The 13,268-nt window shown below is 54.3% G+C and carries 9 protein-coding genes; 6 read left to right on the top strand and 3 right to left on the bottom strand.

Features of this window, described 5'->3' with window-relative positions; genetic code table 11:
* The 4 genes from BEN30_RS11185 (at position 1) to BEN30_RS11170 (ending at position 3,149) form a co-directional block, all read left to right on the top strand.
* The gene (locus BEN30_RS11185) at positions 1-747 is read left to right on the top strand and encodes an electron transport complex subunit E (RefSeq protein WP_084005418.1); all 747 of its coding nucleotides are present in this window, start codon (positions 1-3) and stop codon (positions 745-747) included.
* Between the two features lie 27 nt (positions 748-774).
* On the top strand, positions 775-1,035 hold the full coding sequence (locus BEN30_RS11180) for an RnfH family protein (RefSeq protein WP_069958429.1): 261 nt from the start codon (positions 775-777) through the stop codon (positions 1,033-1,035).
* A 1-nt stretch (position 1,036) separates the two neighbouring features.
* Positions 1,037-1,384, top strand: a complete 348-nt coding sequence (locus tag BEN30_RS11175; RefSeq protein ID WP_069958428.1) for a hypothetical protein — start codon at positions 1,037-1,039, stop codon at positions 1,382-1,384.
* Positions 1,385-1,490: 106 nt separating this feature from the next.
* Positions 1,491-3,149: an alpha-D-glucose phosphate-specific phosphoglucomutase gene (locus BEN30_RS11170; protein WP_069958427.1), complete on the top strand. Its 1,659-nt coding sequence runs from the start codon at positions 1,491-1,493 to the stop codon at positions 3,147-3,149.
* A 39-nt stretch (positions 3,150-3,188) separates the two neighbouring features.
* Here BEN30_RS11170 and glgC read toward each other — a convergent pair whose 3' ends face one another.
* A complete protein-coding gene (gene glgC, locus BEN30_RS11165; protein WP_281201836.1) occupies positions 3,189-4,481 on the bottom strand; it encodes a glucose-1-phosphate adenylyltransferase in 1,293 nt (430 codons plus the stop codon).
* Positions 4,482-4,890: 409 nt separating this feature from the next.
* Here glgC and glgA point away from each other — a divergent pair, with 409 nt between their 5' ends.
* Positions 4,891-6,330 (top strand): glycogen synthase GlgA, encoded by a 1,440-nt coding sequence (gene glgA / locus BEN30_RS11160; protein ID WP_069958425.1) that lies wholly within the window; start codon positions 4,891-4,893, stop codon positions 6,328-6,330.
* A gap of 24 nt (positions 6,331-6,354) precedes the next feature.
* Positions 6,355-8,847, top strand: coding sequence for a glycogen/starch/alpha-glucan phosphorylase (locus BEN30_RS11155; protein ID WP_069958424.1), 2,493 nt, complete (start codon positions 6,355-6,357; stop codon positions 8,845-8,847).
* A 74-nt stretch (positions 8,848-8,921) separates the two neighbouring features.
* On the opposite strand, the gene malQ is transcribed toward BEN30_RS11155, so the two are convergent.
* Both malQ and glgX read right to left on the bottom strand, forming a co-directional pair.
* Positions 8,922-11,093: a 4-alpha-glucanotransferase gene (gene malQ / locus BEN30_RS11150; RefSeq protein ID WP_069958423.1), complete on the bottom strand. Its 2,172-nt coding sequence runs from the start codon at positions 11,091-11,093 to the stop codon at positions 8,922-8,924.
* A gap of 9 nt (positions 11,094-11,102) precedes the next feature.
* On the bottom strand, positions 11,103-13,265 hold the full coding sequence (glgX, locus tag BEN30_RS11145) for a glycogen debranching protein GlgX (RefSeq protein WP_245649043.1): 2,163 nt from the start codon (positions 13,263-13,265) through the stop codon (positions 11,103-11,105).
* Positions 13,266-13,268 lie beyond the last annotated feature (3 nt).

The raw sequence follows: 13,268 nt of genomic DNA, 5'->3' as shown, positions 1-13,268 counted from the left end.
ATGGCTGAAGATATCACCGCCGAAGATATCGTCGACGTTCCTGACGTCCAGGCCCCACCCCGCACGAACTACATGGCCCTCACCAAAGATGGGCTGTGGGACAACAACGTGGTGTTTTCCCAATTGCTGGCCCTGTGCCCATTGCTGGCGGTGACTGGAACGGCGACCAATGGTTTGGGCATGGGCTTAGCGAGCACAGCGGTTTTGATCGCCTCGGGTCTGTCCATTTCGCTGTTGCGCAATTTGATTCCGCCCGACGTGCGCATCCCCGCCTTTGTGTTGGTGATTGCGCTTATCGTCACCTTGGTCGACATGGCCATGAACGCCTGGGTTCATGAATTGCATAAAGTCCTGGGTCTGTTCATTCCGTTGATCGTCACCAACTGCGCCATTTTGGGACGCGCCGAAATTTTTGCTTCAAAGAAGCCCGTGGCCCCTTCCACCTATGACGGCTTCATCATGGGGGTTGGTTTTACCCTGGCCTTGGTGGCCTTGGGTGCGGTGCGTGAAGTTCTGGGGGCCGGCACTTTGTTTGCCGGGGCGTCTATTTTGTTGGGCGATGCCTTCAAATCCATCGAAATGAACATCCCCGCCTATGACGGCATGCTGTTGTTCGCGCTGCCCCCCGGCGGTTTTATGGTGCTGGGCTTTATGCTGGCGGGCAAGCGGGTGTTGGACAAAAAAATGGAAACGTGGCGCCAAGGCCGAGCCCTTCAATCCGATGCGCCCGCGTGTCATACGGTGTGATGAGCTTTTAAAAAAGGAAATAAAATCATGATCGTCGGTGTCGCCTACGCCAAAGCCGCGCAGCAGGTGTGGACCAATGTCGAAGTGCCCGAAGGGGCGACCATTCGCGATGCCATTGCCGCGTCCGGTATCCTCAACAAGTTTCCCGAAATCGATTTGGAAACACAAAAGGTCGGTATCTTTGGCAAACTCAGCGACATCGATTCAACGGTTGACGACGGCGACCGGGTTGAAATTTACCGTCCCATCACCGCCGATCCGGAAACTGTGGAGCGTCGCGATCAGTAACATGATGACCACCAGCACCAACCCCACCTTAGAAGACTATGTGCGCCTGTTTGCCGTCTATGGCGACGATATGGGGTCGGTCTATTTAGAACCAAACGACGCCCGCTATGAGCTGTTGTTCGAACAAGCCGCCCGCCTTTTGATCCAAAGATCTGAATTTAACGACAGTCTACCCGCCCCCTTTCGCATCACCGCCAAAAATTACGTGAACGGCGAAGAAAAAACCGTGCGCCACATGAGCTACCCCGAAAATCGCCACTTCATGTTGAGCGATCTGTACGACTTCGTCATGCTCAAAAAAGTGCATCACGACCGCCTGCAATCCCCTCCTCGCACACCAGCGCCCTGAAGCGGATAACACGTCCGTATTGAAATGTTATGGCAGGCGTGATTTCCCCATCCAGACTGTGCTACATTCACTTGCGAATGAGGCAAAATCACAAGGATGCACCGGAATGACCACCACCACCGTCAACACAAAACCGTTCCTTGGCCAGGTTCCCGGCACGTCTGGCCTGCGCAAGGCCGTGAGTGTATTTCAGCAGCCGCACTACGTGGAAAATTTCGTTCAGTCTATTTTTAATGCGGCGGGCGCTTCACACGGTCAGACGGCGGGTCAAACTTTGATTTTGGGCGGCGACGGACGGTTCTACAACAACCACGTCATCCAGGTGATCCTAAAAATGGCCGCCGCCAACGGCTTTGGCCGCGTCATGGTGGGGCAAAACGGCATTCTTTCAACCCCTGCAACATCGTGTGTAATCCGCAAACACAAGGCGATGGGCGGGATCATCCTGTCGGCCAGCCACAATCCTGGCGGCCCGGACGGAGATTTCGGAATTAAATTCAACACCGCCAACGGCGGTCCGGCCCCGGAAAAAATCACCGCCGACATTTACGCCCGCAGCTTGGCGATCAGCCATTACACCATTTTTGACTCAGGTCTTGATTCTGGCGATGTTGACGTGGCGCAACTTGGCCTCAAGCGCTTGGGCGACATGGACGTGGAGGTCATTGATCCCGTCGCAGATTACGCCGAGTTGATGGAAAGTCTGTTCGATTTCAACAAAATCTCGACCATGATCAAAAGCGGCAAACTGACCATCTGCTTCGATGCCATGCACGCGGTCAACGGCCCCTATGCCCAGGACATTCTGGTCAAGCGGTTGGGAGCGCATTCAGGCAGCCTGATCAACTGCGTCCCCCTGACCGATTTTGGTGGCGGCCACCCCGACCCGAACCTGGCCCATGCCCACCAATTGGTCGAAATCATGAACGGTCCAGACGCGCCCGAGTTTGGCGCAGCGTCGGATGGCGACGGGGATCGCAATATGATTTTGGGGCGCAATTTCTTTGTCACCCCCAGCGACAGCCTGGCGGTTTTGGCCGCCAATGCCAAATTGGTCCCCGGCTACAGCGCTGGGATCGCCGGGATCGCCCGCTCCATGCCGACCAGCATGGCGTGCGACCGGGTGGCCGACGACTTGGGCGTGGCGTGCTTTGAAACGCCAACCGGATGGAAATTCTTTGGCAACCTGATGGACAGCGACCAGGTCACGTTGTGCGGAGAAGAAAGTTTTGGCACCGGTTCCAACCATGTCCGCGAAAAGGACGGCCTGTGGGCGGTGCTCATGTGGCTCAACATTTTGGCCGTGCGCGAACAGTCCGTCGAAGACATCATGCGAGATCACTGGCGTCGCTTTGGACGCAATTATTATTCCCGTCATGACTATGAAGAAATCGACTTGGACGCGGCCAACGCCCTTGTGGAACATCTCCGCGGCCAAACGGCCACGCTTAAAGGACAAACCTTTGGAGCCTACCGGGTCGAAGCCGCCGATGATTTCAGCTACACCGATCCGGTTGATGGATCGGTGAGCGCCAAACAAGGTGTGCGGGTGTTGTTCGAAGGCGGTTCGCGCATCGTCTTTAGACTGTCGGGCACGGGCACCAAGGGGGCAACTTTGCGCGTCTATGTGGAACGCTTTGAAACAGATCCCAGCCACCACGATCAAGACACGCAAAAAACCCTTGCGGATCTGATCAAAATTGCCGAAGAGCTGGCACAAATTCACCACCGCACCGGCCGCGCCGCGCCCACGGTCATCACCTAAGCAAAATGACCGTGGCAGATCGCCTCTGCGAGAGCGGGCCTAACGGCGTTGCGCGGCTTCTTCTTCTGCCGCCAACTTTTCCAGCATTTCCGGCGTCACCAACGTGACGCCACCTTCCGAGCGATAAAAACGGCGCGCATCATCTGCGGCGTCTTTGCCGATCACCATGCCTTCCGGTATACGGCAGTTTTTGGCCATGACCACTTTGTTGATGTAGGCGCTTCGGCCAATATCGCATTCCGGCAAAATTACGGAATCTCTGACCGTCGCATACGAGTTTACGCGCACGTCGGTAAACAGCAAAGAGCGTTCCACAATACCACCAGACACGACACAGCCCGCTGACACCAAGGAATCAACCGCTGCACCCCGGCGTGAAGGGCTATCGAACACAAATTTTGCCGCCGGGCGCTGAACTTGATAGGTCCAGATGGGCCAATTGTTGTCGTAAAGATCCAATGACGGGATCACGTGGGTCAAATCGATATTGGCTTCCCAATACGCATCCAACGTCCCCACATCGCGCCAATACGATTCCGTCTGGGTGCCGCAAATTACACAACTGTCCGAGAACAGGTGCGCCATCAATTTACAGCGGCCAACCAGATAGGGAACAATATCTTTGCCAAAATCGTGTGAGGAGTCCGCTAATTGTTGATCGCGGCACAAATGCTCATAAAGGAAGTCCGCGTTAAACACATAGATGCCCATGCTCGCCAGCGACATATCCGAACGTCCGGGCATGGTGGGCGGGGTTTCCGGCTTTTCCACAAAACTGATGATGTTTCCATCGCCATCGATATCGACAACGCCAAAGCCCTTGGCCTCTTCAACCGGAACTTCGACACACGACACCGTTACATCCGCACCACTTTTGACGTGATGGGTGATCAGTCGGCTGTAGTCCTGTTTGTAGATATGATCGCCTGCCAGGACCAAAATATAGTCCGGCCGGTGTCCTTTGATGATATTGATGTTTTGATACACGGCATCAGCGGTGCCGCTATACCAGCTTTCGTCATCCGTTTGCTGCTGGGCGGGCCAAATTTCGATAAACTCATGAAGCTCGGCGCGAAGAAAGCCCCAGCCGTTCTGAATATGCTTGATCAGGGTGTGAGCCTTATATTGAGTCGCCACCCCAACCCGACGAATGCCTGAATTCATGCAATTTGAAAGGGGAAAATCAATAATACGAAACTTTCCGCCAAACGGGACAGCGGGCTTAGATTGACTTTCCGTCAACTGCATCAACCGTGAGCCGCGGCCCCCGGCAAGAATCAGAGCCATGGTTTTTTTAAGAGCTCTGTTGTAGTCAAAATTGTCGTCAACCAAGTAGAATCCCCCTACATTTTCATAAAACAGGCCTACCGCACACGCAGCTCGCCTTTCTGCCAACCGCGCGTTTTGCACCTTTGCATGTGCACTATCACACAACCATCTTAACTCATTTGCAGGCTGAATTGTAGGAATGAAAAAATATATCTTGGTTACAGAAAAGGCATAATCCGTTTTCCCAGATCAGCTCTAAAATATGGGCGAATACTTTGTTATCGAACGCGACGCTCCAACAGATAAATGCAGATCTCGCGGACCTACACTTTTGGGCATGCAAGCCAACATCGCCTTCAGCAAGCAACTTTTCCATTTGGAAATACCCATGGCACTGTATAGACTTTCCCCTGCACGAAGCAGTCTCCTCGTTTTGAGAGCCTGAGCAAGCTAGAGGATAGACTTACTTCCCATGAAAGTTCTTTTTGTTACCTCCGAAGCATTCCCATTGTTAAAAACGGGGGGACTGGGCGATGTCTCCGGCGCTCTGCCCGCCGCCTTGGCTGAGGCGGGTGAAGATGTTCATATGTTGCTCCCGGGCTATCCTCAAGCCCTTGAAAATGCTGATCATGTCGGTGTAACCATCGCTCTGGGAAATATCTTGGGGTTCGAAGACGTCAGCCTGATCGAAGCCCGTATGCCGGACAACGGGGTTCCCCTGTGGCTCATCAATTGCCCTCAACTTTATGACCGACCCGGCAACCCATATGTCCAAGACGGCAAAACGGACTGGCCCGACAACCATTTGCGGTTCGCTTTGCTGTCCTACGTCGCCGCCATACTCTCGGTACCCGATAACGCATGCGGTTGGACGGCGGACATTGTCCACACCAACGATTGGCAGGGAGGGCTGACCGCCGCGTATCTGCACTTCTGGGGGATACGCCAGCGCGCCCGCACCGTGTTCACCGTTCACAATCTTCAATATCTTGGGCTGTTCACGCCGGACGTTTTGCCTCAAGTGGGCCTTCCCGACGCTGCGTTTTCCATCGACGGTCTTGAATTCCACCATAAAGTCTCCTTCCTTAAAGCCGGACTCTATTACAGCGACGCCATCACCACGGTCAGCCCCACCTATGCAAAAGAAATCATGCTGCCTGAATTTGGCTGTGGTTTGGACGGTTTGCTGCGCCAGCGCGCCGATTCCGTGCACGGCATCTTGAACGGCATCGACGATGACATCTGGAATCCCAAAACGGACCCGCACATCCCCCACCATTTCTCCCTTGCGCGTCGCACCGGCAAAATTCAGAACAAAGCTGCCTTGCAGCATGAAATGGGACTGCCTGCCGATCTAGATGCCCCGCTGTTTTGCGTCGTCAGCCGCCTGACCGAACAAAAAGGCATTGAGCTGATCGCCAAGTCGGCAAGCGCGTTGCGCAAACTGGGCATCCAATTGGCCATTCTCGGCAGCGGTGATCACCATTTGGAAGAGCTACTCAGCGTTATCTCAGGCCTGGACTTGGGCATTAAGGTGAAGATCGGCTATGACGATGCGCTCGCCCACCGCATCATCGCGGGCAGTGACGTCTTGCTCATGCCCTCGCAATTTGAACCGTGCGGGTTGACTCAAATGTATGCCATGCGGTACGGCACACTGCCTCTGGTCTATAAAACAGGTGGGTTAGCCGATACGGTTGTCGATTGCGGCACGGCCGGAGATGGAACGGGTTTTGTCTTCGAAACAGCCAGCACCGATGCCCTGACGGCAACAGCAAAACGGGCCACCGATCTTTATCGCCACCCAAAATTATGGCAAAAAGCGCAGCGAAACGCGATGAGCCAAGACATGAGCTGGAAGCACGCCGCACCAGCCTACATGCGTCTATACAAAAATCTTGCGGCAACCTGAAACAGACAAATGAGCACTTAAATCATGGTCACATCCGAATCGGCGATCAACAAAGAGACAGAACTCTGCTTGCAAACAGATTTTCTCGACAACTTTCACAACGTCGAGTCCATGAAGGTTGCTCTTGTGCGCACCATGCTGCACTCCGTCGGCAAGGACCCCGAAGAAGCGACCAATCGCGACTGGTTTTACGCCATCGCCCATTTGCTGCGCGGCGTACTCAATCAACGTCACATTCAAACAACCCGCCACCATTACCGCAATGGCAACAAAAAGGTCTATTACCTGTCCATGGAATACCTGATGGGCCGCAGCCTGGAAAAGGTTTTGCTCGATTTGGGTGCCGAAGATTTGGTCTCAGGGGCCTTGAGCGAACTGGGGATTTCTCTACCTGAGGTTATCGAGTGTGAATTCGATGCGGCCTTGGGCAACGGCGGCTTGGGCCGTCTTGCCGCATGTTTCCTGGATTCCTTGGCCACCCACAATTACCCAGGGTTTGGTTATGGCATTCGCTATGAATACGGCATTTTCACACAAGACATCAAAGACGGTCGACAAGTCGAGCATCCGGAAAACTGGCTGCGTTACGGCAACCCATGGGAAGTCAAACGCCCCAACGTCCTTTACCCGATCCATTTTGGCGGTCGCATTGCATGTTTTAAAAATGCTCAAGGCTCTGAAGAATGCCACTGGGTCGACACCCAAGAAGTCATGGCGATGGCTTTTGACGTGCCCATTTCCGGTTTTGACACCAACACGGTGGGGAATTTGCGCCTGTGGTCTTCACGGGCCACCCGCGACTTCAATCTGCGTTTCTTTAACGAAGGCGATTATGAAGATGCCGTGCGGGAAAAGACCTCGTCGGAAAACATCTCCAAAGTCCTTTACCCCAACGACAAAACGCAGTTGGGCAAGGAACTGCGTCTCAAGCAGGAATACTTCTTCGTCAGCGCCTCGCTACAAGACATCATCGCGCGGCATCTGCGCTATCACAAATCCTTAGATGACCTGCCGGACCTCACGGCAATGCAGTTGAACGACACCCATCCCGCCCTGGCCGTACCGGAGCTCATGCGCCTTTTGATCGACGTACACGGCTATTCTTTCGAAGAAGCCTGGCAGATGTGTACGAAGACCTTCTCCTACACCAATCACACGCTTCTGGCCGAAGCGCTGGAAACGTGGCCGGTCAGTATGATGGCGGAAATTCTGCCGCGTCATCTGGAGCTGATCTACCTGATCAACGATGAATTTTTGCGCATAACCAGACACTCCTTCCCCGGTAACACCGCCATCTTGCATCGTGTGTCGCTCATTGATGATGAACGTCACTCTGTGCGCATGGCGCATCTGGCAATCGTGGGCAGCCACAAGGTCAATGGTGTTGCTGCCCTGCATACGCAGCTGTTGCGCTCCACCATGTTCTTTGATTTTGACCGCATCTATCCGGACAAATTTGTCAACGTAACCAACGGCATCACACCTCGGCGTTGGTTATTGCAGGCGAACCCGAAACTGGCTGCTCTGATCACGGAGCATATCGGGGACGGCTGGACTCACGACCTGTCTCTGCTGAGCCAGTTGGCGCCCAAGGCCGATGATCCCGCATTTCGCGAGCAGTTCATCGCCATCAAGCGCGCCAACAAACAGCGACTTGCAGACTGGTTACAGAAAAATTTCAACGTTACCGTGAACGTCGACAGCTTATTCGACATGCAAATCAAACGGGTTCACGAATACAAACGCCAGCTGCTCAACGTGCTCAATATCATCACCCTTTACAATCGCATTTGCAAAAATCCGGGCGGCAACCACACCCCCAGAACGTTCATTTTTGCCGGCAAAGCCGCTCCGGGCTATGACATCGCAAAGCTGATCATTAACCTGATCAACGATGTCGCAGAAACGGTCAACAACAACCCGTTGACCATGGACAAACTGAAGGTCGTGTTCGTCCCCAATTACAGCGTCTCGCAGGCGGAAATCCTTATCCCTGCATGTGATCTTTCTGAACAGATTTCAACGGCAGGCACCGAGGCATCGGGTACGGGCAATATGAAGTTTGCCTTGAACGGGGCACTCACCATCGGCACACTGGACGGCGCCAACATCGAAATTAAAGAAGAAGTTGGTGCAGATAACATTTTCATTTTTGGTATGAACACGGAAGAGGTCCAATCTCAACGCATGAGCGGTTACAACCCGTGGACCTATTACGACAATATTGAATGCCTGAAACTGTGCCTCGACATGATCGGTAACGGTTACTTTTCCAACGGGGATAAATCGCGCTATCGCCCTCTTATCGACAGCCTTTTGCATGGCGGCGACCACTACATGCTGCTGGGCGATTATGAATCCTACGTGACATGTCAGGAAAACGTGGCCAGAGCGCGGCGCGACACCCATGATTGGGCAAGGCGCACTATTTTGAATGTCGTGCACATGGGCAAGTTTTCAGCTGATCGCACCATTCACGAATACGCGAAAGAAATCTGGGGCATCAGGTCATTGTAATTCAGGCAGTGCCGCCACAATATGTTCCGAGAAGCCCCCAAGCGACAAGTTTGGGGGCTTTTTGGTATGGGAATTTAAGAACGCTCGGCCTCGACCAAGGCGGCTGCGGCAACTTGGTCCGGGCCACTCAGGCGGTCAATATCGATCTCAATGCGCCCCGACCAGTTGGGATACTGATCGACGGTCCCAGGAACATTGATTTGCCGCGTGGTGCCAATGATGTCTTCAAGGTTCACCATCATCAAAGCTGCCGGCGAACGGGCGAGGAAACGGTGAATGGCATTGATCAACGCTTTCACGTCCGCGCCATCCGGGGTCTGCGGAAAATCTTTCGCCAACAGCTGCTGATCAATCAGAGCCGCAACCAACAGTTCCCGATCACGCGCCCGCTGGGCTTGGCGAGCCTTGAGTTCCTCATCATTTGCGATCAAGCCGATGTCGGCCAGCATCAGCAAATCCTCACCGCTCCAATAGCCGGCCAAGGTTGGAAAGTCGTGGGAGGCCGCTGTTGTTAGAGACAGTTTTGGATAGGTTTCGGGGCGATAAAACAGGCCGTCCGCATAGCGCTGGAAATGCAGCAGACGATACGACAAGATGCCTTCGGCCTCCATCCGCTCGCGAAAACCCTCCGGCACGGTGCCCAGGTCTTCGCCGACGATTAAGCAGCGGTTGCGGTGACTTTCCAGGGCCAAAATGGCGAACAGGTCATTTTTCGGAAAGCGGATATAAGCGCCTTCACGCCCGTCTTTACCCCTGGGAATACAGAATATTTTCTGCATCCACATGATGTGATCCACACGAATGGCCCCCGCATGGCGCATATTGGCACGCAACATTTGGATATAAGGCGCATAACCCAATTCCCGCAGACGAAGGGGATTAAAGGGCGGCAGGCCCCAGTCTTGCCCCGCAGGAGCGATGGGGTCAGGCGGCGCGCCAATGTTGACGCCATCCATGTAAGCGTCGCCGTCTATCCACGCATCGGCACCATCGACGGTGACGCCAACGGCCATGTCACGATAGAGGCCAATGGCCATATCGTTGTCATCGCACCGTGCTGCGGCCAGAGCCAGTTGGCGATCCGCCTCCCACTGAAGATAGGCAAAAAAGCTCACCCGCGTCGCATGCTCAGCAGCAAAAGCCGCACACGCATCCGAGTTCGGATCTTTATATTCGAGCGGCCAGGCGTGAACCGGCGTTGCGGCAAAATGTTCTTGCACGGCTTCGAACAAGGCGTACTGCTGCAAGGGCCTTCCGCTCAACGCAACAAAAGCCTCAAAGGCCAAACGTCTGGGCGAGCCGCTGTTTGCGGGATGGGCCTTCTCAAAGCGCGCAAAGAGATGAGCCAGCGCCTCCGTCTTCAAGGCGGCAACTTCGCCGTACGCCACTTGATCGCCGGATTGAACCGCTTGAATGCGCGCTGAAAAATCCAGATCACCCGCAACATCCGGCCATTCCGGCACAGCGGTCACATCAATATACAAAGGGTTCAAAAACGTCCGGCTTGAAGGGGAATACGGGCTGGTGCGTTCGGTTTGGCACAGAAACAACGCATGGAGGGGCGATAAACCGACCGCCGATCCTCCCCATTTTGCAACTTCGTCACAAAACGCACCCAGATCCCCAAAATCCCCAATGCCCCAATCGTTGGCCCCGCGTAAAGCATAGAGTTGGCAGGCCACACCCCACACCCGCCGTCCGCCGACACCGTCTTTGGGCATCCAGTCTGGACGGTATCCCGATGGCGGCGCCACGACCAAGGTGCTCGATGCTTTAAGCGCGTCTGTTTTCACCCGCAAGGTGTGGTAGCCATAGGCCACATCATCCGGCATAGACAAACTTAAACGAAGATAGACATCGCCGTCGATGGTGCGGCGTTCGATGACGGGCAAGGCAGAGGCGAGGACAGAACCTTCAAACGTCTGCCCGTCTTCGCAATCTAGAAACCACGCCAAAGTCCCGTCTGCATCCCGTTCCCGGACGGTGACGGTCACGGCAGGCTGCGGGCACTGTTGACCAACACGCAGAGCCGTGATCGGTTCAAGACCTCTTCTCCACGGCCCCTCTTCGATTCGCGCAAGGCTGTCGGTGAGTTCTAAGTCTGTGTTGGCTGGGTAGCCTACGGCAGCAAGAATGGCACGCCGCGTATCATCACTGGTTTCGTGATGTTGGCCATTAACCTCCCAATAATCGAGTTCGATCCCGGCCAAGTCCGCAAGGCGATGAAGCTGATTGTGATCGACCATGATGCCCCCCTAGCCCTGTACGATCTGCTGGTCAGTGGCCATGGCTGAACTGGACAACATCACCAGGCTATGACCCTCTAACGTGAAGACGTCACCCGCCTTGACGATTTTGCTGGAAATGTCTTCGGTCACAGAAATTGTATTGAGAAGTATGTGCCAACGCTCCCCATAAGCGGGGGGGGGAAGATGAAACGGCACGGTATCGTGATGAGCATTCATCATCACCATCAAGCGTTCTCCACGGACACCCTTGTACGGACAGGCCATATGAAAACCTAAGCATTTTGCGTGGGGAATATACCAATCGTCATGGGTCATTTCATGACCGGCCGGCGACCACCACGTAATGTCTTTTATGGGTCCGCCATCAATTTCTTGACCCGTAAAATATTCGCTGCGGCGAAAGGCCGTGCACCCGGAACGGATGCGGATCATTTTTTTGACGAATTCAAGAAGCCCATCATCGGAAATGTTCTGCCAATCCGTCCAACTCACAGCGTTGTCTTGGCAGTACGCATTGTTGTTGCCCTTTTGCGTCCGCCCCATTTCATCGCCGCTCACCAACATCGGCACACCCTGGGACAAAAACAACGTGGCGATAAAGTTACGTTTCTGACGCTGGCGCAATTCATTAATGGCGGCCACATCGGTGGGACCTTCCACCCCGCAGTTCCAGCTGTAGTTTTCACTACAGCCGTCTCTGTTGTTCTCTTTATTATCTTCGTTATGTTTGTGTCCGTAACTGACCAAGTCTTCCAGCGTGAAGCCATCATGGGCGGTGATAAAATTGATGCTGGAACGGGGGTGTCGGCCGCGAGAGCCGAAAATATCATCGGACCCGGTAATCCGGTGCGCCAGTTCCATCATCGTATTTTCGCCGCCACGCCAGAACTCTCGCACGGTGTTGCGATAACGGTCGTTCCACTCTGACCAGCGGCGCGGGAAACCACCCAAATGATACCCGCCGATCCCCAAATCCCAAGGTTCTGCAATCAATTTTACATGCGCCAACACGGGATCTTGACCAATTGCGGCGAGAAAGCCTGAATGGGTATGAAAGACGCCATCGATCCGCGCCAAGCTGCACGTCAGATCGAAGCGGAAGCCATCCACCAGTCCGTATTCCACCCAGTAGCGCAAGGAATCCATAACCATCTGCAAAACGCGCGGATGGGAAATGTCGAGCGTATTGCCGCACCCGGTGTCGTTCACATAATGACGGCAATTGTTGTGAATCAGACGGTAGTAATTGGCATTGTCAATTCCGCGCAACGACAGGGTCGTGCCCAGGTGGCCGCCTTCGCCGGTATGGTTGTAAACAACGTCCAAAATGACTTCGATGCCCACCGCGTGAAAACGCTGGACCATGGCCCGAAACTCGCCCATGCCGCCGGTCACATCTATTTTACTCTTCAACCCCGACAAATAACGAGGTTCCGGGGCGAAGAAGGTGTATGGGCTGTAGCCCCAGTAATTGGTGAGGCCTTTGTCAACCAAATGCGTTTCATCGGTGAACGGGAAGGTTGGCAATAGCTCCACCGCACGCACGCCCAAGTCTTGCAGGTGGTTCAAAAACGCATCTGAAGTGAGGCCAGAAAATGTTCCCCGCAGCTTTTCTTTAACGCCAGGATTCAAACGGGTGGAGCCCACCACGTGCAATTCGTAGATGATGGTATCCGACCACGAGGTGTGCAGAGGCGGTTCCGTTTCGCTGGGCAAGGTGGGATCGGTGAGGATGCACTTGGGAATGTACGGGGCGTTATCGCGGTCATCAAACGACAGATCTTCCGCCAAGCTGGCGCGATTATAGCTATAGTGTGCGTCGTGATTGATGAGCTTGCCAAACAAGCCTCGCGCGTAGGGGTCAACCAGCAACTTGTTGGCGTTAAAACGGTGACCTTGTTCAGGTGCATAAGGGCCGTGAACCCGGTAACCGTACAAAAGTCCCGGCTTAACATCCGGCAAATATCCATGCCACACATAATCTGTGCGCACAGGCAGAACATGACGGGCAATTTCATGTTGTCCGGTTGGGTCAAACAGACACAGCTCAACCTTTTCGGCGTTTTCGGAAAACAGCGCGAAGTTCGCACCAGCGCCATCCCACGTAGCGCCCATCGGAAACGGCAGCCCTTGCTCAAGGGCACTCTTTTCGGGATGAATGATCACCACGCG

Source organism: Magnetovibrio blakemorei (assembly GCF_001746755.1).
GTDB lineage: Bacteria > Pseudomonadota > Alphaproteobacteria > Rhodospirillales > Magnetovibrionaceae > Magnetovibrio > Magnetovibrio blakemorei.
The sequence above is the reverse complement of the archived record's forward strand: the minus strand, read 5'-3'. Positions and strand labels throughout refer to the sequence as shown.